A 19,673-nucleotide genomic window follows, 5' to 3' on the forward strand; every position below is an offset into this window, starting at 1 on the left:
GCGTGCAATAGCGACAGCCGATAGTCTCAGTCGCTGGCTTCGGATCGTCCCCACTCGAACTCGGTTCCGTACCAGTCCGGTTCGTCCTCGCTGAACACGTCTGCGAACACGAACATCGCGCCGTCGGGGTAGGTCGTATCGATGTACAGCCGCCAACCGTGGGCTTCCGCGATGGTCTTGACGATAGAGAGGCCGAGCCCAGTTCCGTCCTCGCTCGTCGTGTGGCCGTACTCGAAGATGTTGTCGACCGCGTCGGTCGGAATCCCCGGCCCATCATCGGCAACGTAGAACCCGTGGTCCGTCAGCCCGACTGTGACGGTCACTTCCGGGCCGACGTGGTCGATGGCGTTGCGAAACAGGTTTTCGAGGGCTCGCAAGAGTCGCGTCCGGTCGGCGTCGATGGTTCGACTGCCCGCGACTTCGATGCTGGCGCTTTTGTTGTCGATGTTGTCCCACGCATCGGTGATGACGGCCGCCAGCGGCACCGGGGCCGTCTCCTCGACGCTTGCGCCCTTTCTCGTCAGCGTCAACACGTCGTCGATTATCGACTCGATACGGTCGTGTGCGTCCTCGAGTTTCTCGATGTGGGACTGGAGATCAGCCGAATCCGTCCCCGGGTCCGACAGCCGCGTCGCAAGCAGTTCGACGTGCCCCCGGGCGACCGTGAGCGGGTTTCGGAGGTCGTGACTCAGCGTCGATGCGAATTCGTCCAGCCGCTCGTTCTGGCGCTCGAGTTCGTGGCTCGAACGCTCAGCCTCCTTCCGGGCTGCCTGCGCCTGCTGTATCTGTCTCCGGAGCGTGTCCCGCATATTTCCGAAGGCGTCGTACAGCCGCCCGACCTCGTCCTGCCGGGTTGTCGAGATGTCAACACCGAGGTCACCCTGTTCCATCGCCTGCGTCCGGTGACGGAGCTGTCTCAGAGGCCGAACCGTGTGCCGTCCGAAGAGGTACCCTGCGACGCCCAGCGAGATGGCTGCCGTCCCGATGACAGCGAGGAATCCCCAGCGGACGAGCCGGCTTGTTCCGTACAGCGACTCGCGCTCAGCGCTCGTCACAACCACCCACGACGTGCCGTTGACGGGTGTGTACGTTGCGACGCGGTCCCCAGTTTCGATGGTCGTCGTTTGGCCCGCTGTCGCGGCTCGGCGGCCGTCCTGACTGATGGGCGTGGAATCGCCCTGACCGCCGATAAGCGGGCCCCCGTCCCCGGTGAGCAGTTGCGTTTTGAACCCGTTGCGCCCATCGTGAAACTGTGCGGCTGGGACCCGGGCAACCAGAACTAGTGCCCCATCGCTATCGGGGACGGGGGTCACGAACGCAATCGAATAGCCGTCACCGTCCGCGTATGCTGTCGATCGCACGACTGTCTCAGTACCGGTGGTGTCGTTCATCGCCGCCAGTACAGGGGACTCCCAGACAGGTTCGACCGCCCACGGTGACCGGCCTTCTGTGCTCGTCTCAGTGCTGGCGACAACCATCTGGGAGCCGTTGACGGTGGAGACGTAGTGGAGCGAACGAACCTGTGACGACTCTGCCGTGGTGAGGTACTGTCTGATATCTGTGGACGTCCCAGTGTCGTACACGCCTGCAGCTGCGATAGCAATCGTCTCCGTCTCGGTGGTCGTCCGCCACTGCTCGATACTGTCGGCGTGATGCGTGGCCGACGTTTCGAGGTCTGTCGCCGCGTCGCTGACGATCCGTTCCTGTATCTGCAGATAGCTGCCGAAACCGACGGCTGCGAGTACGATGACGATTACTGCCAGGGCGACAGCGAACTTCGCCGTGTAGCTCCTGTTCAGGACGACTGCGTGAAGCCGCTCTAGCAGCCCATCGGGTTGACTGGACGCTGCTGTCTCGTCCCCACCACCTGTCATTATCTGATCTGAATCCTTCGGTAGTTGACCGCTACCCATCGTTATGTTCAACCCATGATATAATTTATCATATGTTATACTCGTAGGGACCCGTGCTTCGAGGGAGCGGCCCCAGACGAGTCGTAAGGGGTTTCCTCGCGCTCATCGTCCTCTTTCGTATGAGCCTTGAGGATCTACAGGAGGATATCGAAGCGGCGTACGGCGACTTCGACGACGAGTTCGCACTCTCGATCAACCGCGAGACGCGCAACGAACTCGCGATGCTGTCAGTCGCACTCGACCCGGACGACCCGGACGAACTCGTCAGGCGCGCGGTCCACATGCTGTTTCAGTCAACCGTCGACCGCGGGACGCTGGATTTCCACCTCCGGTCGAGCTACGACTGCACGTACGACGAGTACCTCTCGGGGATGACCTTCGACCAGATGACCGGGAACGACTTCCCCCAGCAACAGGACAAGGACGACCGGCGCTACCAGTTTTAAATCAAGAGCCCCAGCGCCAGTACCGTGGCGACGCCAAGGACCACTGAACTCCAGAACGCGACACGCGTGGCGAAGGCGCGGTTCGGCCTCGAGGCAGTCAACGCTGCTTTGACCATGATGCTGGCGGCAGTTGTGGTCAGAATGGCGACCATCGCCGTCGGCCCGTCGATAGCGCCGCCGCGGTACAGCAACACAGCGGAAGTCGTCGCCCCGGCACTGGAAACGAGGCCACTGAGCGCCGACGTGATGTAGAGGCCCGCCGTCCCGAACTGCGTCTCCGCGAACCCGCCAGCGACCACGACCAGCAGGAATACCCCGCCAAAGGCAAGTGCATTCCGAAGCGAAAACGGACTTTCAAGCCCCATATCGACCGTCTCAGACCAATCAGCGGTGTATGCGGCAACAACGACACTGCCGACAATGACGGCCCCCAGCGGAATGATCGCTTCGACCAGAACGCCCCGCTGGATAGTGAAAAACACGGTAATGAGGAGGTTCCGGAGCGCCATCGCTGCGTCGGCCAGTAGAATCGCAGCCACGGCGTACGAGGTGGCGTCCGGCCGCTGTCGAACGTGGTCGAGCATCGTCCCGACTACCGCCGTCGACGACGCAAGGCCGCCGAAAAAGCCGGTGACGGCGATACCACGGCCGCCGTACGTCTGGACGATGCCGTAGTTGACGATGCCGATGCCGGCGACGAACACTACCATCAGCCAGATGACGCGCAGTTCCACGGCCACGTCAACCAGTCCGCCGGGTATCTCGACCGGTTCTGACGGGAGCAAGGGGTAGATGACAAAGGCGATGATGGCGAACTCCGTCGCCGACCGCAGTTCCTCGCGGGAGAGCCCCCACGCCAGGGAATGGAGTTCCCGCTTGAGCACCAGCAGGAGCGACGAGAAAACCGCGACTGAAACGCCTTCGAGGATGAACCCCTGTGCGACCAGCGCCCCGATGCCGTATGCAACGAGCATCGATACAGAGGTAGTGAGTGAGAGCCCCTCTTCTTCCCCATCGTCAAGGAGTCCCTTCACTGCGAGCAAGATCCCTTGCACGATGACCAGCACGCCGCCGACGACGAGCAGCGCCTGGTTCTCGACCAGCGTGAACACCGCAGCGAGCAGGCTAATCAGTGCAAACGTCCGCACACCGGCTGACTTCTGTGACCACTCCCGCTCGAGGCCCAGAAACATCCCGAGCGCCCCCGCAAGCAGGATTCGAAACACGGTCGCCTGAATCGGCTCCGGGGATAGCTGCAAGAGAGTCGACATAGACCCCATACGTGTGACATTAGTTAACAGTTAGTGATGGTAGACAGCAGTTCCCTGCCTCTCAGAGAGTTATCACTGCCGACGATACGACGGCTTCAGCACGAGCCGCGGTGCAACATCCTCAGAGGTCGACGTACTGGTCTTCCCACTCGCGGCGGGCGTCTATCTCACGACGCCCGCGACGCGTGAGCGTATAGAAGTTAGTCCGGCGGTCGCGCTGGCCCTTTTCGACCAGCCCCTTGTCGACAAGCGTGTCGAGGTTCGGATACAGGCGACCGTGATGGATCTCCTTCTCGTAGTACGCTTCGAGTTCCTCCTTGATAGCTAAGCCGTGGGGTTCCTCCCTGCCAGCGATCACGTAGAGAAGGTCACGCTGGAATCCTGTCAAATCGTGCATCGATTCTCCTATGTAATGATTTAGTATCTATACTGTTAAATATATCGGCCCAGAGAACTTGAGGTGGTTTCAGTAGTTTTGGGTATCGAATTTTCTGTATTTAGGCCCTCAGTCATCGTTTTGTCCATACGGTAAATACAGTCAGTATATCATCATTCTCCGGAAACTGATGGCAACAGTATTATTTGTCAGCCCAGGAGAGAGATGATAGAACGGTCCTGTGTGAAAGCAAGGCTGTAGTTGGCCCCACCGTCATCGCGGCAGAACGCAGAGCGATAGCTGACTCTCTGGAAGACCGGGTTGCGACCACGCTCAACGTGGAGGGTAGAAGGCCATGTTCACGCCGACAGTACAGGTCGCGTCTGAATTGAAAGTAGAGCGCGGCGGTCCAAGGGCGGCAATGGGAAACTCACTAATGAGGTCAAACTGAAATGGCTTGGGAGCGCGACAGAGGCAGACCTGTGCAGCAAGTCCATCACATCGTCCAGTAGTCACTTTCTGGACGTACAGAAATCACTCGTGTCAGGTTGTTTGCAGCGAAGTAAGTGGAAAGCGGTCGCGAAAAACGCGACCGCTTGCCGCCCTGAATTGGTCCCCGCTGACGCTTCGGCCCTCCAAGCGAAGCGTCACTTGGTCGAATGGGGCAGAATAACTTAAAAGTACCGGCCCCGTCCAGCAGATGTTAGTTATCGAATTAGAATCGAATGTAAGCTGTAACTAACCTAGATGTGTTCTTCCTCAAGTACCCATCCAAGTGCCCGCTTGTAGTGGGTAAACATCATTCGGACCCGCTCGTGGTCCATCTCCTCGTCGTCTAGCTGTTCAGCAAGGAACTCGTACTGCTCACGGATCTCGTCTTCCGAGCGCATACGTTGGTGTAGACAGCCCTCACGGAACAATCTTGAGGGCTGCCCTCTCAGCATCAGGTATGAAAGTCCGCGGGGAGCGCGAGTGTCAGGACTGTGGCACGCGGTGGCGGTACTACGAGACGGGAAGCATTGCCTGTCCGGACTGTGGCAGCATCCACAGTGTCGGCATCGACGAGCACACCGAACACACCGACGCACCGGCCACGCTCGACCTGACGCCGGTGCGGAGCCGAATCGATGCGGATACGACCCGAGAAGTCGCCGACGCGGCAGCGGAGCGCTGCCGGGAGTACACGCGCAAGCGGGGGTTCATCGACGCGGGCGAGCTCCGCCCGCTCGACCCGACGTTCGTCGCCGCGGTCGAACTCCAGCACGTCGGCGCACACCTCGCCCGGGAGTTACGCAGCGGCGACCCGGCAGAGCGGTACTTTTATGAACTGCTCGGCGGGGCTGATGACGGCGACCGTCCGGCCGTCGACGAGGTCCCGTCGGCCCTTCGCGTGCCGTACGGGCTGGCGATGTCGGCTGCTGTCGACAGCTATCAGCGCGACGTGCGGACGTATCTGGACGCCAATTCGGAACCGACCGCACGACAGCTCTCCGGTCGGATTCGCGACCATCGAAAGCGGGTCGAGGCGCTGGACGGCGATGTCGACCCCGCGGACGCGAACCGCCTCGTCCATGCAGCGCGGGACCTGGGGTCGTACATCACCGGCGACGAGAGCGCCTTCGTCAGAGCTGAAAACTGGCTCACCGGAATCGAGGACGACACGGTGTAACCGTCACCGGAGTCGCCGTACAAGCGACTCGTCCAGACAGTTTTCGGGAACCGAGTCCCGCCACATGACGGTCTCTATCGATTCGCCGTCGAGGCCGGGGTCCGACGCGAGCGCCGTTGCATCTGCCGTCCCGCGATAGGTCCCGAAGAAGAACGTCGCCTTGCGGTCGCCGTCGGTTACTGTGACCTCGGTGACGGCAGCCAGTTCGTCGACAGCGATACGCACACCGGTCTCCTCGCGGACCTCGCGGCACACTGCCTCCTGACGCGTCTCGCCGGTTTCGACGCCGCCGCCCGGGAGCTTCCAGATGTCGTCCTCGTAGACGAACAGCAGGCGGTCCGCCGGGTCGGTGACGAGCGCGCCGACCGCCCAGCGAAGGCCGCGGTCAGCGCGGGCGCGGACGCCGTCTACGCCCGCCGTGTCAGTCTCTCTGGTTACTCGGCGGGTGTGCACGTCGCGGTCCGCAAAATCCGCAAGCGTCGGCATTCAGGGGAGGTCGACGTCGATATCGTGTTGCAGGCCCGTCGCTTTGACCGTGTTGTACAGCAACATCGCGCGAGTCATCGGACCGACGCCGCCGGGGACCGGCGTGATTGCGCCAGCGACCTCCTTTGCGCTCTCGTACTCCACGTCGCCGACGAGTTCATAGCCCTTCTCTGTGTCGGCGTCGACGCGGTTGATGCCCACGTCGATGACCGTCGCGCCCTCCTGTATCATCTCGCCGTCGATCATCTCCGGGACGCCGGCCGCAGCGACGAGGATGTCGGCGTTGCGCGTCCGTTCGGCGAGGTTCTCGGTGCGGGAGTGACACACCGTCGTCGTCGCATTACCACCGGGTGCCTTCTGGATGAGCAGGTTCGCCATCGGCTTGCCGACGATGTCCGAGCGGCCGACGACGACGGCGTCTTTGCCTTCGGTGTCAACGCCCGCGCTCTCGATGAGCTTCTGGATACCGTGTGGCGTACAGGGCTTGTAGCGTGCGTCACCGGCGACGAGCCGACCGACGTTTTCCGGATGGAAGCCGTCGACGTCTTTCATCGGGTCGATGGCGCGCAGGACCGACCTGTCCTCGACGTGGTCGGGGACCGGCATCTGGACCAGAATACCGTTGACATCCTCGTCGGCGTTGAGGTCCTCGATGGTGTCGTACAGTTCGGCGGCGTCCGCGTCGGGGTCAATGTCGATGTCGATGGCCTCGATACCGACCTCCTCGCAGTCGTCCTGTTTCATCGAGACGTACGTCTCGCTGGCCGGGTCCTCGGACATCAGCACCGTCGCCAGCGACGGGCGTTCGCCCGCGTCGGCGAGGCGGTCGATGGACGCAACAAGGTCGTCCCGAATCGACTGTGCGACGGCGTTGCCGTCGATAATCTCTGTCATTAGGTACAACGGCGGCGCGGGGCGGTATGAACGTCCCGGATTTCAGTCAGCCGCGACAGGCTAGCACGCTCCCACTCAGGGACAGTCCGACTCGGCAACCGACTTGCGCTCGGCTCCCTGCTGGATAGCCCGCGTCGCGCCGCTCGGGACAGCCACCGTCATCGCCTGCCCACCGTACTCGTGGGTCTGGTCGTGCCCCCGGACCACGACACAGCCCACGTCACTGGGAATCGTAATCATCGCCGACCGGGTGAACGGGGCCGTTGAGTGAGCGTGCAAGAGGTCCCGGCGGCCGAGTCTGTCGCCCGTCAGGGTTTCGACCTGCCACCAGTTCGCGTAGCCGTCCTCGCCGTCGTCGTCATGATAGAGTGTGACGTCGAAGCGGTAGTCGCCGCCGTCCTCGTCACTGACCTCAACGCCGACGACGTTGGCCTCCCGCAGGTCGAGTTCCTCGCCATCGGTCGTCTGGCCGGCAGTGGCCCGCTCAGTTGTCACAGTAGCAGTGTCCGTTTCTGACACCGTGGCCGCCGCAGTCGCCTCGCTCCCGCTGCCATCGCTCTGTCCGGTTTCCGCCCCGGACTCGACATCAAACTGTGTACAGCCGGCAAGTATCGACAGGGACGCGCCCAGTGCAGAGAGTAGCCGGCGCCGAGTTGTGCGGAGCATACCGGACGTGTCGGCTGGAAATGGTAAAAAGTGAGTTGCGAAGTGTGCGGATAGCAGAACCGCAGGCTTCCGGCGTTATTCGTACAGCGTGTACTCGTCGGTCATCTCGTCCACGCGGTCGCTGACTTCCGCGACGACATCGTCGTCATGGGGAGCGTCGACGACCTTGTAGATGAGGTCCGCGACCTCGCGGCAGGCGTCCTCGTCGAAGCCACGCGTGGTGAGCGCGGGCGTGCCGGCGCGGATGCCCGAGGGATTGAACGCCGAGCGGGTCTCGCCGGGAACCGTGTTGGCGTTGAGGACGATACCAGCTTCCTCCAGCGCTTCCTCAACTTCCTTGCCGGTGGTGTCAGGATGGGACGGCCGGAGGTCAATGAGCACGAGGTGGTTGTCCGTGCCGCCGGAGACCAGCGAGAGGCCGTGCTCTTTGAATTGTTCGCCGAGCGCAATGGCGTTGTCGACAGTCTGCTGGGCGTATTGCTCGAACTCGGGAGCAAGCGCCTCACCGAAGCCGACAGCCTTGCCGGCGACGTTGTGCATCAGCGGGCCGCCCTGCGAGCCGGGGAAGACGGCAGCGTCGATGTCGTCGGCGTACTCCTCGTCGCACATGATGATGCCACCGCGGCCGGCGCGGATGGTCTTGTGCGTCGACCCGGTGACGAAGTCGGCGACGCCGACCGGCGACTCGTGGACGCCGGCAGCAACGAGACCAGTGATGTGAGCGATGTCCGCGAGGTGGTAAGCGTCGACCGCATCGGCGGCTTCCTGAATCCGCTCGAAGTCGACCTCTCGGGGGTACGCCGAGTAGCCCGAAACGATGATATCCGGTTCGAACTCCTCTGCGTGGTCGTGGAGCCCCTCGTAGTCGACGTAGCCGGTTTCCTCGTCGACCTTGTACTGTTCGACTTCATACACCTGCCCGGCGAAGTTCGCCGGGTGGCCGTGCGAGAGGTGGCCGCCGTGGGTCAGGTCAAGCGAGAGGATCTTGTCGCCGGGTTCGAGGACGCCGAGATAGACGCCCATGTTGGCCTGTGAACCGGAGTGTGGCTGGACGTTGACGTGGTCCGCGCCCCATAGCTCTTTCGCGCGGTCGATAGCGAGTTCCTCGACATCGTCGGCGTACTCGCAGCCGCCGTAGTAGCGTTCGCCGGGATAGCCTTCGGCGTACTTGTTCGTCAACTCGGAGCTCTGTGCCTCCATCACAGCCTCGCTGACGTGGTTCTCACTGGCAATCATCGCCAGTGTGTCGTTCTGCCGGCCTCGTTCACCCTCAAGGGCGTCTGCAACTGCCGGGTCCGCTTCCCGTACGGTTTCGTAGCTCATGTATCCGATTCAGGACCGATACGACAATAATCTACCCTTTGACCCACGCGCGTGTAGTGTTATCAATACTCGTTCGGTTCCGGGGTGTGGTGGGCGGTGACGACGTGCTGACAACCGTACGTATATATCAGATGACGTTCCACATATGCACACATGGTCACCTGGGGGGTGGCAGGCGAGCGGGTGGGCCGGGACGGCGGTGAAACGCTGGACTGGGATGGGGAAACGGCCGACCCGACCGCACTGGTGCACCAATTACACAATCGAGAGAGTACTGACGGAGAACAGTTACCGCGGCGTGTCGACGATTGTTACCGCGGGTCCGTCACCGAGTTAGCGCTGCCGGCGGTCGATGCCATGGTAACCCGCGTTGATACTGACGCCGATAGCGGGACGGTTGATTCACCGACAACGCTGCAGGAAGGCGAGTACCTGTTGACGATGCAGGCCCGTGCTGCGGATAGCGACCGGGAATCCCCGCTGGGCGTCGTCGACGACATCCGGATCCACGTCCACTTCGACGGCCCGGCGTCGCTCCATTCGGCCGGTATTACCACCGTGCTTAGTTTCCAAGAGCCGACGAGCATTACCGTCGGGTTCGTCTGGGAAACGAACACGGAGCGGCCGCATCTGCAGGTCCCCGCGACGCCCGAAGGGCTCGCAACGGCGATTACGCATCTGAGCGGAGCGCATCACACGATGCAGCCGTCCCGCTCGCATCCGGAACTCCGTGGACACCCGCCGATAGTCACGACCGGCGAGACAACCCGTATTCCGGAGCCGGTGCGACAGAACCGTCCCGAGACTGGTATCACGCTCCGTGTTCCGGAGTGCGAGGCGGAACTGCTCGTCAGCGCGCCGCTGGCGTACTATCTCGGCGCCAAAGTGGTAGTCGAGTCACGGGATGCCGCACTGCTGACGGCCGAAGGCACGTCGGTACACCGCTCTTTCGACGCGTGGCCGTCGCTACAGGCCGGCGTCGCAGCGCTGCTCCGGAGGGTGTTCTACCTCGACTGTCTGGTCAGACGCGTCGACCCGGCCGAGAGTGGCCCTCGTATCACGTCCGCCCTCTCGCTCGACCCGGATACAGTGCGGTCGCTGTCGCCGGCCGGCCGGCTCGAACGGTACATCGAGGTCTCGGACGAGGCCGTAAATTCGATTCTGCCTGAGTGGCCCCTCTCGACGTACGTCTCGCCGGAGCCGGAGCGGGTCCGCTATCTGCCCTTCCTCCTTGACCGGCTCAGTCTCATCTACCTGCCAGACAGCTCACGGCTTGATCAGGATGAACTACTCGACAGAACGCTGGCGGATTCGTATCTGAGTCGCGGATCGGCCGAGCGCCCGCCAGTCATCGAGCCGAACCTGCGCGAGGGCCAACTGCACTCGTGGCTCGCGCCGGGGAACCCGATAGACGCCTGCAAAACGCCACCGGAAGCGTACGTGAACCGCTACCGGAGTCAGAACCGTGACACCGACAGCCAACAGGTCGCGGTCGTCCTCAACGACGAGGAGATGGCAGACGAACACACAGAAGTCACGGAGATATATCGGGCAGCTGACCTCCCCATGGACGTACGGGTCAGCGAACTGCTGTCGGTCAACGAACTGGCCGACGTGTTCCGGCAGCCGACGGAGTTCGTCCACTTCATCGGGCACTGCGACGAGGCGGGACTGCGCTGTCCCGACGGTAATCTGGCACTGTCGTCGCTGTCGGAAGCCCGAACGCAAACGTTCTTCCTGAACGCCTGTGGCTCCTACGATGAAGGGCTTGATCTGGTCAAACAGGGCGCAGTCGCCGGCGCAGTGACACTCACCGACGTGCTGGACAAGCACGCCGCCCTGGTCGGGACCGCCTTCGCGCGCTTACTCAGTAACGGATTCAGCATCCAGCGAGCGCTGGAGCTCGCTCGCCGGCGGATAATGATGTGTAAAGACTACGCGGTTGTCGGGGACGGGACCTACTCCATCGTTCCCAATCCCGCGCATCCTGCAGTCGTCTGGCTCTCCGAAGGGGAGACAGGATTCGACGTGCAGTGTACGGTCGTGTCCCCGGAACGGCCCGGCGAGAGCTACCGCCTGCCGTTCGACGACAGCGCCGCGCTGAACGGCGAACAGACGAGCCACTCGCTCAGTGCTACGGAGTTGGCCGACGCGCTGGGCCAGACCTCGCTGCCTGTCATCTACGACGGGGAGTTCCACTGGTCCGATGACCTGGCCGCGCGCCTCCGGACGGGCTTCTGAGGAAGGGAGAGCTATCAGACTCTATGGCCGGAGCCGAGGCGGCCGCCGTCTGTTTCCGAACCGACCGACCGAGTCGTTGCGGCGATGCGACATCTTCCGGGAACCTTTCGTACTGGAGGTCAGATTTGAGACGATACCCGGGTCGTAACTTCTGGCGGGAAGGAAACAGTGATACCAGCCACTGATTCGGCCGAATTTACGCGGCGTCACCGAGCGGCATTGGTGGTTCAGTCCGTGGGTCGAACGGCTTCTGCTTAGGATAATTGACCAATATTTTATCGCTGTTCGCTAGTGGGTGTTGTCGGATTGTTGGCGAAATCAACACAGTATGGCCGGTAAAATTAAATATAGCAGTACACTATATACTGGCAAGGGACAATGACCGAAAATCTCCTGCAAGACGACATCGGGTCCATGCTGACCACGGTGTTTGGGGCAACCGACGAGCCGGTGTACGTCGTGAACCCGTCGCGGCAGACCATTTCTGAGCTTGTATCGACGCTAGACGCAGATTCGGGCGCTCCGGAAGTTCGGCTGCTGGCCGACGAGCGGGCACTGAAAGACGTCATGGACGACTTCCTCGTTGCGAGCACCGCGGCCGACCTCATCGATGAGGGGCGGCTCACGATGCGACTGCTCGACGACGTGCCGAACCACTCGGTCGCGGTAACTGTTGACACAGTGTACGCGCTCGTCACGATCAGTGATACGGTCGGCGGTCTCGGGACCGACGACGCAGCGTTCGTGGACAACGCCTACGACTACCACGACTCAGCTTGGACGGACGCCGACGAGTACTCACTCCGGACGCCGCCGCTCAACCGCGTCCAGAGCACGCTTGAATCCGATATCGGCCCGGAAACCGCGTCGGACTTCAACGACGTTCTCAGCTCGCTGTCGACGGCCCGCGGCGATGGTGACGGGCTTGATGAGGTCACCATCAGTCTGCTCGTGGCTGCCCGAAACGGCGAACTCCTGTACGACATCAGCAAGTGGGGCGAGGATGTCGGGCTGGCGAGCAAGGCGACGTTCTCGCGGACGAAGACGAAACTCGAAGATATGAACCTCATCGACACCGAGAAGGTCCCGATTGACGTGGGTCGCCCGCGACTCCGCCTGATGCTCGGTGACGACCGGCTCAAAGACGCCGACCCGGACGAACTGGCCTCCGTCGCCCAATCTATCCTCGCCGCGTAGGTTTTTCTCCCTTCACCACGAGGGCTTCGGCATGCGAACTGTCGAAGTCGTCGGGCGTGGACCGGCTGTTGATGCACTTGCCGCGTTTCTCGCTGATATCGACGTTTCAGTAGCACAGCCGTCGACACCAGCGGACAGCAGTGGCGACCTCGCCATCGTCGTCGATACCGTCGGTTCGGAGCGGTTTGCGGCGTGGAACAACCGGGCGAAAGACGATGCCATTCCGTGGGTCGCCGTCGAACTGGGCGGCGTCGGTAGCGTCCCGGTTACTGACGCCGCTGTCAGCGGATTCGGACCGGAGACGGGCTGTTTCGACTGTTTACGGACTCGGGTCGAGGCTACAGTCGATGACACCGAGGAAGTCACAGGAGCCCCGGCAGCAGCCACGCAACGATTCGCGGGAGCGCTGGCCGGTCGACTGGTGACCCAGTTTCTCGACGGCGACGCTGCCCTCCTTGGAACTGTCACGGAACTCCCGCACACCCAGCGGCGGTTCCTGCCTGTCCCGGGCTGTGACTGTGGCGGGACACAGGGCCATTCCCTCGGCGACGGTCGGCAGACGGCCCCCGACAGCGAGGCGCTATCGCGGGCGGAACTGGGCCTCGACGACCGGGTCGGTATCGCCACGGAGGTCGGTGAGGTCGAATCGTTCCCGGCTCCGTACTACCTGTCGACGCTCGCCGATACCGCCGGATTCAGCGACGTGTCGGCCGCCGCCAAGGCCGCCGGTGTTGCCATCGACTGGGACACAGCATTCATGAAAGCGCTGGGCGAGAACTACGAGCGGTACGCGGCCGGCGTCTACCGAGAAGGGAATCTACAGCACGGAACAGTCGCCGATGTACCGGCTGCCGTCACACCCGATACGTTCGTCAGAGACGAGGCCGAGTGGGACGAATCGCATGCGCTCCCCTGGGTTCCTGCCGAGAATCTGCTGACCGACGAGCAGCGGTCGCTGCCCGCCGAAACCGTCCACTATCCGCCGCCCTCGAACGCTGTCAGACCGGCAACGACGACCGGGCTTGGGCTGGGCAACACCGTCACGGAGGCCTTGCTGACCGGGCTGTACGAGGTCCTCGAGCGTGACGCCGCGATGCTGTCGTGGTACTCGACGTTCGACCCGCTCCGCGTTGCCATCGATGAGCACGAGCAGTGCGAAACGCTCCGGCGGCGCGCCACATCTGAGGGCCTCGACGTGACGGCGCTGTTACTGACACAGGACGTGGACGTGCCAGTCATCACTGTCGCACTGGCACAGGACGAGTGGCCGCGCTTCGCGCTCGGGACCGACGCGGATCTGAACCCAGGTGCGGCCGCCGTCGGCGCGCTGGAGGAGGCGCTCCAGAACTGGATGGAACTCGATAGTATGGGTCCCGAGGCGGCCATGGATGCACAGGGTGCTATCGGGCGCTACGCCAAGTCGCCCGGTGAGGCGGCCGACCTGACGGCTGCGGAGACGGCAGTCCCGCTGGACTCGCTTGGCCCTGATGCGGACCTCTCTGGCGAGGCAGAGCTAGAGACATTGTGTGACCGGGCGGCCGACGCGGGGCTCGCTCCGTACGGGACGCGGTTGACGACGCGCGACCTCGAACAGCTCAGGTTCGAGGCGGTTCGAGTCGTTTGTCCGTCGGCACAGCCGCTGTTCTTCGGTGAGTCGTTCTTCGGCGAGCGGGCCGAAACCGTGCCGGCCGATTTGGGCTTCGAACCGCGACTTGACCGGGATCACCACCCGTTCCCCTAAGCGGACCAGTGGCTGTCAGATACCGAACGTCGCCCGCAGCATATCCCGCGAGCCCGGCCCGAGGCCGACGGCGGTAACGGCGATGAGCAACAGCAGTGCGTACCGTGGGCTGTCGTCGATGAACTCCTGGTTGAACAACGAGACGACCAGCGAGGCGACGGCAAGCTTGACAACTAAGAACGGCCAGGATGTGCCGATAGCAGCCGAGAGACCGGCCGGCTGGAGTGCCTCGGTAGCCGTAATGATGAACTCGTTGGCCGGGTGTTTCGGATAGTACGTTAGCGGGACATTGAGTGCGTCGAGCCAGTCGGCCAGCAGAACGTTCGCAACACCGTCGATTGCGTGGCCCCAGATGACCAGCAGGCCGATATAGCCAGTTCCGTCGTTCAGTACCGGGCGGTAGGACTCAAACAGGCGGTACAGTCCGTACGCCAGTGCCGACGCGAGTGCGACAGTCGTGATGAGGACTGACGGGTACAGCGTGGCGTACTCGCGGGTGAGGGCGACAAACGTGAGATACAGAAGCGTCACGGCGACAAAGGCCCCGCCGATAGCGCCGGTCGTCCGGTAGTAGCTGTCGACGACCCCACGCTGTTCGAGGTCCACGCAGACGACGAGGACGAGCAGGGTCAGCAGAAATACCGTGCCGTAAATCACGGGACTGATGATGAGCGAACTGAGCGGGTACTCGACGATCGGTGACACTCCGGCATCGACTGCGCGGTCGGTTGCGTCTTCGACGGTCCGCAACGCACCGCCAAGCAGCATGAACGGCACGAACGCGAAGTAGAGCTTCGGGTCTTCGGCGATGTCCAGTCGCTCCAGAAGGAAGTAGACGCCGACGAGCATGTACACTAGAATCAGCATATAGCCGATTTCGGAGACGATAGTGTATCCCGGTTCGGCGATGAGCCGCCCCTCCTGAATGGCCGCCGTACAGCCATCGTACAGCGGTTGTGGGCCGGACGCAGTCATTTCGGCACAGCTAGCCGACTTGGCGTCCGCGTACACTGGCCCCCAGAAGTACTGCCAGAGGAACCGGTCCCAGACAGCCTGTGGAGCGGCCGTAACAGCGCCGACCGCGACGAGAAGGACTGCAACAAAAGAGCCCACCCAGAGCTGGCCGGGCCCGTACTCATCAACGGCTCGCTCGAGCGTATCCATGGCCGAGTGACCGGTGGCAGGCGGTTTTAGCGTTCCGGTCCCGTGTGCGTGGCGCGGAATTTCGCGCGGCACTGAACTGCGCGGGGCAAGTGTGTTCAGTTCTGTCTGAGCGCTTCGTTGCCGGCCGCCACAAAGGCCTCGTGTGCCTCACCGTTGGAGGCAACGACGGAATCGCTGTCGTGGGTCCATGGCTCACCGTCGAGGTCAGTGACCATGCCACCAGCCTGTCGGACCATATGGACGCCGGCGAGCGTATCCCAGGGTGCCATCGGGCGCGTGCAAACGAGCCCCTCAAGCGCCCCGTCGGCGACGTGTGCCAGCGTTGCCTGGAACGAACCCAGGCGACGGATGTCGCCGAAGCGGTCGCCGACAGCGCTGCACAACCGACCAAACTCATCTCGGTCATCGCGGTCCCACCAGCCAACAGGAGCCACGGCAAAGGTCTCCGGGTCGGTTCGTCCGCTTACCGCGAGTTCGGTCCCGCCTCGCGTACCGCTCTCCGGGCCGGCGGCGTAGAGGTCACCGTACGAGGGCAGATAGGTCACTGATGCGACCGGCTCACCGTCGACAATTGCGCTGACGGCCGTCCCCCACAAGCGCATCCCACGGACATAGTTCGCCGTCCCGTCGATCGGGTCGATGACCCACAGGGAACCACTGTCGGGGACGCTATCGACCGCTTCAGGCTCGCGGTCAGCCTCGGGCCCGGCCCGCGTCGAAAGGTCTTCCTCACAGAGAAATCGGTCGTCAGGGAACTCTGCTCGAATCGTGGCGACGACCTGCCGCTGGGCGTCGCGGTCTGTCTCCGTAACGAGGTCGTTCTTGTTGGCCTTCGAATCGACACTGAGGTCGCCCCGGAACTGCTCGCGGGCAACGACACCGCCAGCGCGGGCCGCTCGCTCGGCAACCGCCGCCCGGTGGCTTGCATCTGTCATATCTGATGCTGGACCGCCCGTGTTCAAACCATCTCGCCTTCCAGCAAAACAGGACCGACGGTCGGCGATGGGTTACTCCTCTTCGACAGCCTCGTCAACGGCATCGAGAATGGCTTCGGCAATGTCCCGTGCCTCATTGGGCGTGTACAGGACCTGATTCCCCAGCGACTGTTCAATACGGACGTAGCCGTCATCGTCCTCAATGGAGAAAAACGCCGTATTCTCCAGTGGTGGCACGTGCAGGCTGGCCCCCTCGGACTGATCTGTGGCCATGATACAGTGTAGCATACGAAACGATTTAAATCTACGGCCCGAGATCACAGAATCTATCCAATTACAAATGTTAATGATCAAGCTCCAACGGCTTGTACTTATAAAGATTCGAGGCGAATACACCCGCCTTCCCGTGAGGAGGGAGTGTTCCGACGACTGTCGGAACCAAGCGACGAACAGGCGGGTGATGAAGCCGACACGATGGGAAACAATCCACCGGCTACACTATTGCTGGATATTCCGAAGTTTTTAAAAATTAGCGACTCATAACAATACATAACGGATGCCGACAACACGCCGCACCTATGTCTGTCGCATCACCAACCACTCACAAGTGGCTGGTGTGCTGGACAGACACGGCTGGTCGGCCAGCAAACTCTGGAACGTTGCACTCTAGTACGCCCGACAACAGTGGGACGAAACCCGCGAAATACCCGACGAAAAGGAACTCAAACGCGAGCTGAAAACCCATCCAAAATACAAGGGACTGCACAGCCAGTCCAGCCAGAAAGTTCTCGAAGAGCTTTCCGAAGCGTTCAGTTCGTGGTTTGGTTCCGACGACGACCGGGACAACCCACCGGGCTACCGCAAAACCAACTACTACGACAGCGACGGCAACAGAGTCCACGAAGAACATCCCCGCTCAACGGTAACGTGGAAGAAAAAAGGCATTCGCCACGACACAAAACACGACAGAATCCGCCTGAGCAAAGGGAAAACCACAAAGACGGACGTGATTTCATCCTTTGCGAGTACCAGACACCACCAGCAGTTAACTTGGAGAACATCCAGCAGGTTCGTGCTGTCTACAACAGTGCGAAGCGTCGATGGGAGTTGCACGTCGTCTGTGAGACGGAAATTACCGCAGAGTCACCCGGTGAGAAGACGGCAGGCGTTGACCTTGGCATCTGTAATCCCGCCGCTGTCGCGTTCCCTGACGACGCCCTGCTGTATCCAGGCGACACGTTGCGCGAAGACAAGCACTACTTCCAACAAGAAGAGTACCAGACAGAAGGCCCGCACGGCCCCAGTCAGAAAGCACAGTGGGCGCGTGAAAAGCTGTCGCGGCGTAAAGACCACTTCCTTCACGCCCTGTCGAAGGACATTGTTGAGCGGTGTGTTGACCACGACGTTGGCACTATTGTTGTGGGCGACCCAAGTGGTGTCGATGAAGACGACTGGGGCAGACACGGCAACAAACGCCTCGACAACTGGGCGTACAAGCGATTGATGAACCTCATCGACTACAAAGCCCGTGAACGTGGCATCGAGGTGGAAATGCCCGACGAACGTGGCACGTCCTCGACGTGCAGCGTGTGCGGGCACGAGGATGATGACAGCCGTGTTGAACGTGGACTGTGGAAATGCGGCCGCTGTGGCGTTGTCGCACATGGCGACGTGAACGGAGCCGATAACATCAGACAGAAAACGCTACCCGTGACTCCCCCGTTAGGGGATAGCGGTAACGGCTGTTTGGCCCAGCCACGCGTCATTCAGTTCAGCCGGACTCGCGGATTCCAACCGCGAGCAACCGCTGAGTGACGTGCAAACCCTAATATCCCAACGCTCGGGATTCACCCCGCCTTCAGGCGGGTGAGGAGGTCAATCCAGAAACGCACACGTATGGCCTCGGTATGTGGCGCGCTTCGGTTCAGTAAGGCCATCACAGTTATCATCGCGGCCGCAGTCTGTATTCTGTATCTTGCGGTCATGTTCGGACAGTGGCTTCTCGCCGGCGAGGAGGCGTTGCCGTCGGCCACAGCGACCCTTCTGGCCTCCACAGTTGTGGTGCTCGGACTACAGACAGTGTTCGGGTCGTTATTCATGAGCATGCTGGCAGACAACAGCTAACCGCTGGCTTTCGTGTTAGCCGACTGATCAAGTACCCGTGCACCTGCTAGGACACGTTCCGTTCTCGACGCACTGAACATCAGGTCGCGTTCGGTTTTCGGCAATGAACTGCCATTCGTTACGGCCCACGCTGTCGGTGCCGTTCGAATACGTGAGCTGTCTGTACAGCCCGTTGTAGTTCATTACGCTATCGTACTCTGTTCTGGAGTAACGCTCCTCGTCGATGCCGTCCTGGTGGGCGTCAAGCCCCAGCGCATGCCCGAACTCGTGCATGAACAGTGACGCGGTGATAGTCGTCGAGTTGAACCGCTCTATCGCCGCGATTTCGGGCCGTCCCGCGCCGACGAAGTAGTTGTCCCCGTTGTAAGCGATGTCGTCAGTGACCAAGACATAGTAGTAGCCCTCGGAGCGGTACTCCGAGTGGTTGGCCCGAAAATCGTAGATGTCGTTGGCGGCCCCCGCACGGTGCTTCGAGTACACCGTCCCGTTGACCGGGAGGTCGGTGTCGTCCGCGACGAGGTGGATGTCGATACCGGTGGAGCCGTCGGGATTCGAGACGGGCGCGTCCTCGAAGGTCTCGACGATAGACGCCCGGACCGGGTCGCTGAGCGTCGCCGCCTGCGTGGAATCGACTTCGACGTAGATGTCCGTTCGAAGCGGGTCCGCGTCCGGAACGACCCCCTCACAGCGGACCTCCACGCCGTCCGGGTAGCCGTCTCCGTCCGTGTCCGGGTCGGTCGGGTCAGTGTTGTATACGGACCGCTCTAGCGAGTCCGCCAGGCCGTCCCCGTCCTTATCCGTGGTGTTCGCGTCGACTTGCTGTACGGTCGGGTTGTCGGCCCCGCCGCCAGTCGCCACCTCCGGTGACGTGCCGGTGACGGGAAACACGGCGGCAGCGAGAAGCACCGCGACGAACAGGACGGCCCCGACGCGAAACACCGGCAGACGACGACCCGAGGTGCCCGTGAGGCGGTGGGCTCCGGCGGACCTGTCGGCGGTATTGGAATTAATATCGATATCAATACCTAAAGTAGCACCGAGACCGGACGGCAGCAGCCGGCATAAATCAGACGGCCTCAACATTCTTATTTCGGAATTGCCGGCTAGACGTTAAGTAAGCAATCCTCCAGATATCAATATCGATTTCGATATTTTTTGTGGACCTACGTCGGACTGCTCCAGCCGTGGCCGTCGGTATCTTCAATGGCCTCGGACCAGCACCTGAAG

At 61.9% G+C, this 19,673-nt stretch carries 18 protein-coding genes and 1 pseudogene; 7 read left to right on the forward strand and 12 right to left on the reverse strand.

Annotation, left to right across the window (positions count from 1 at the left end; all coding sequences use genetic code 11):
* Positions 1–26: 26 nt before the first annotated feature.
* The gene (locus BDK61_RS09785) at positions 27–1,874 is read right to left on the reverse strand and encodes a sensor histidine kinase (protein WP_121303128.1); all 1,848 of its coding nucleotides are present in this window, start codon (positions 1,872–1,874) and stop codon (positions 27–29) included.
* 158 nt (positions 1,875–2,032) lie between these two features.
* On the opposite strand from BDK61_RS09785, the gene BDK61_RS09790 reads away from it, so the two are divergent.
* Complete coding sequence (locus BDK61_RS09790; protein ID WP_121303129.1) at positions 2,033–2,359, forward strand: hypothetical protein; 327 nt, start codon at positions 2,033–2,035, stop codon at positions 2,357–2,359.
* On the opposite strand, the gene BDK61_RS09795 is transcribed toward BDK61_RS09790, so the two are convergent.
* The 3 genes from BDK61_RS09795 to BDK61_RS23370 form a co-directional block, all read right to left on the reverse strand.
* Positions 2,356–3,639, reverse strand: coding sequence for an MgtC/SapB family protein (locus BDK61_RS09795; protein WP_121303130.1), 1,284 nt, complete (start codon positions 3,637–3,639; stop codon positions 2,356–2,358). The two genes, BDK61_RS09790 and BDK61_RS09795, sit on opposite strands and share 4 nt — an antisense overlap.
* A gap of 112 nt (positions 3,640–3,751) precedes the next feature.
* Positions 3,752–4,027 (reverse strand): PadR family transcriptional regulator, encoded by a 276-nt coding sequence (locus BDK61_RS09800; protein WP_004518082.1) that lies wholly within the window; start codon positions 4,025–4,027, stop codon positions 3,752–3,754.
* Positions 4,028–4,749: 722 nt separating this feature from the next.
* Complete coding sequence (locus tag BDK61_RS23370; protein ID WP_004961170.1) at positions 4,750–4,896, reverse strand: hypothetical protein; 147 nt, start codon at positions 4,894–4,896, stop codon at positions 4,750–4,752.
* A gap of 59 nt (positions 4,897–4,955) precedes the next feature.
* On the opposite strand from BDK61_RS23370, the gene BDK61_RS09805 reads away from it, so the two are divergent.
* Positions 4,956–5,675: a DUF7117 family protein gene (locus BDK61_RS09805; protein WP_011223363.1), complete on the forward strand. Its 720-nt coding sequence runs from the start codon at positions 4,956–4,958 to the stop codon at positions 5,673–5,675.
* Positions 5,676–5,678: 3 nt separating this feature from the next.
* Here BDK61_RS09805 and BDK61_RS09810 read toward each other — a convergent pair whose 3' ends face one another.
* The 4 genes from BDK61_RS09810 to glyA form a co-directional block, all read right to left on the reverse strand.
* On the reverse strand, positions 5,679–6,161 hold the full coding sequence (locus tag BDK61_RS09810; protein ID WP_121303131.1) for an NUDIX hydrolase: 483 nt from the start codon (positions 6,159–6,161) through the stop codon (positions 5,679–5,681).
* Positions 6,162–7,055: a bifunctional methylenetetrahydrofolate dehydrogenase/methenyltetrahydrofolate cyclohydrolase gene (locus tag BDK61_RS09815; RefSeq protein ID WP_007190309.1), complete on the reverse strand. Its 894-nt coding sequence runs from the start codon at positions 7,053–7,055 to the stop codon at positions 6,162–6,164.
* 75 nt (positions 7,056–7,130) lie between these two features.
* On the reverse strand, positions 7,131–7,721 hold the full coding sequence (locus BDK61_RS09820) for a hypothetical protein (protein WP_121303132.1): 591 nt from the start codon (positions 7,719–7,721) through the stop codon (positions 7,131–7,133).
* Between the two features lie 75 nt (positions 7,722–7,796).
* A complete protein-coding gene (gene glyA, locus BDK61_RS09825) occupies positions 7,797–9,044 on the reverse strand; it encodes a serine hydroxymethyltransferase (RefSeq protein ID WP_004961161.1) in 1,248 nt (415 codons plus the stop codon).
* Between the two features lie 153 nt (positions 9,045–9,197).
* Here glyA and BDK61_RS09830 point away from each other — a divergent pair, with 153 nt between their 5' ends.
* The 3 genes from BDK61_RS09830 to BDK61_RS09840 all read left to right on the forward strand — a co-directional run bounded on the left by BDK61_RS09830 (position 9,198) and on the right by BDK61_RS09840 (position 14,223).
* Positions 9,198–11,285, forward strand: a complete 2,088-nt coding sequence (locus BDK61_RS09830) for a hypothetical protein (RefSeq protein WP_121303133.1) — start codon at positions 9,198–9,200, stop codon at positions 11,283–11,285.
* 378 nt (positions 11,286–11,663) lie between these two features.
* Complete coding sequence (gene tbsP, locus BDK61_RS09835) at positions 11,664–12,482, forward strand: transcriptional regulator TbsP (RefSeq protein ID WP_004961158.1); 819 nt, start codon at positions 11,664–11,666, stop codon at positions 12,480–12,482.
* A 31-nt stretch (positions 12,483–12,513) separates the two neighbouring features.
* Positions 12,514–14,223, forward strand: coding sequence for a YcaO-like family protein (locus tag BDK61_RS09840; protein WP_121303134.1), 1,710 nt, complete (start codon positions 12,514–12,516; stop codon positions 14,221–14,223).
* Between the two features lie 15 nt (positions 14,224–14,238).
* Here BDK61_RS09840 and BDK61_RS09845 read toward each other — a convergent pair whose 3' ends face one another.
* From BDK61_RS09845 to BDK61_RS09855, 3 genes are all read right to left on the reverse strand, one after another.
* Complete coding sequence (locus tag BDK61_RS09845; protein ID WP_004961153.1) at positions 14,239–15,387, reverse strand: DUF63 family protein; 1,149 nt, start codon at positions 15,385–15,387, stop codon at positions 14,239–14,241.
* Positions 15,388–15,482: 95 nt separating this feature from the next.
* The gene (locus tag BDK61_RS09850; protein WP_007190305.1) at positions 15,483–16,322 is read right to left on the reverse strand and encodes an inositol monophosphatase family protein; all 840 of its coding nucleotides are present in this window, start codon (positions 16,320–16,322) and stop codon (positions 15,483–15,485) included.
* Positions 16,323–16,394: 72 nt separating this feature from the next.
* Entirely contained in the window at positions 16,395–16,595 is a 201-nt protein-coding gene (locus BDK61_RS09855) for a hypothetical protein (protein ID WP_004518094.1), read from the reverse strand.
* 283 nt (positions 16,596–16,878) lie between these two features.
* Between BDK61_RS09855 and BDK61_RS09860 the strand changes: the two are divergent.
* Together BDK61_RS09860 and BDK61_RS09865 are read left to right on the forward strand one after the other, a co-directional pair.
* Positions 16,879–18,137, forward strand: a pseudogene (locus BDK61_RS09860) (RNA-guided endonuclease InsQ/TnpB family protein).
* Between the two features lie 81 nt (positions 18,138–18,218).
* Positions 18,219–18,446, forward strand: a complete 228-nt coding sequence (locus BDK61_RS09865) for a hypothetical protein (protein WP_244209748.1) — start codon at positions 18,219–18,221, stop codon at positions 18,444–18,446.
* A 27-nt stretch (positions 18,447–18,473) separates the two neighbouring features.
* Here the strand turns inward: BDK61_RS09865 and BDK61_RS09870 are convergent, their stop codons facing one another.
* On the reverse strand, positions 18,474–19,385 hold the full coding sequence (locus BDK61_RS09870; RefSeq protein WP_244209749.1) for a zinc metalloprotease: 912 nt from the start codon (positions 19,383–19,385) through the stop codon (positions 18,474–18,476).
* Between the last annotated feature and the right edge of the window lie 288 nt (positions 19,386–19,673).

The sequence above is a fragment of the Haloarcula quadrata genome, assembly GCF_003634715.1.
GTDB classification, from domain to species: Archaea; Halobacteriota; Halobacteria; order Halobacteriales; family Haloarculaceae; genus Haloarcula; species Haloarcula marismortui.

Coding starts and splice junctions, on each gene's coding strand:
- BDK61_RS09785 (WP_121303128.1), bottom strand. CDS start 1,874: ATGACAGGTGGTGGGGACGAGACAGCAGCGTCCAGTCAACCCGATGGG.
- BDK61_RS09790 (WP_121303129.1), top strand. CDS start 2,033: ATGAGCCTTGAGGATCTACAGGAGGATATCGAAGCGGCGTACGGCGAC.
- BDK61_RS09795 (WP_121303130.1), bottom strand. CDS start 3,639: ATGGGGTCTATGTCGACTCTCTTGCAGCTATCCCCGGAGCCGATTCAG.
- BDK61_RS09800 (WP_004518082.1), bottom strand. CDS start 4,027: ATGCACGATTTGACAGGATTCCAGCGTGACCTTCTCTACGTGATCGCT.
- BDK61_RS23370 (WP_004961170.1), bottom strand. CDS start 4,896: ATGCGCTCGGAAGACGAGATCCGTGAGCAGTACGAGTTCCTTGCTGAA.
- BDK61_RS09805 (WP_011223363.1), top strand. CDS start 4,956: ATGAAAGTCCGCGGGGAGCGCGAGTGTCAGGACTGTGGCACGCGGTGG.
- BDK61_RS09810 (WP_121303131.1), bottom strand. CDS start 6,161: ATGCCGACGCTTGCGGATTTTGCGGACCGCGACGTGCACACCCGCCGA.
- BDK61_RS09815 (WP_007190309.1), bottom strand. CDS start 7,055: ATGACAGAGATTATCGACGGCAACGCCGTCGCACAGTCGATTCGGGAC.
- BDK61_RS09820 (WP_121303132.1), bottom strand. CDS start 7,721: ATGCTCCGCACAACTCGGCGCCGGCTACTCTCTGCACTGGGCGCGTCC.
- glyA (WP_004961161.1), bottom strand. CDS start 9,044: ATGAGCTACGAAACCGTACGGGAAGCGGACCCGGCAGTTGCAGACGCC.
- BDK61_RS09830 (WP_121303133.1), top strand. CDS start 9,198: ATGGTCACCTGGGGGGTGGCAGGCGAGCGGGTGGGCCGGGACGGCGGT.
- tbsP (WP_004961158.1), top strand. CDS start 11,664: ATGACCGAAAATCTCCTGCAAGACGACATCGGGTCCATGCTGACCACG.
- BDK61_RS09840 (WP_121303134.1), top strand. CDS start 12,514: ATGCGAACTGTCGAAGTCGTCGGGCGTGGACCGGCTGTTGATGCACTT.
- BDK61_RS09845 (WP_004961153.1), bottom strand. CDS start 15,387: ATGGATACGCTCGAGCGAGCCGTTGATGAGTACGGGCCCGGCCAGCTC.
- BDK61_RS09850 (WP_007190305.1), bottom strand. CDS start 16,322: ATGACAGATGCAAGCCACCGGGCGGCGGTTGCCGAGCGAGCGGCCCGC.
- BDK61_RS09855 (WP_004518094.1), bottom strand. CDS start 16,595: ATGGCCACAGATCAGTCCGAGGGGGCCAGCCTGCACGTGCCACCACTG.
- BDK61_RS09865 (WP_244209748.1), top strand. CDS start 18,219: ATGGCCTCGGTATGTGGCGCGCTTCGGTTCAGTAAGGCCATCACAGTT.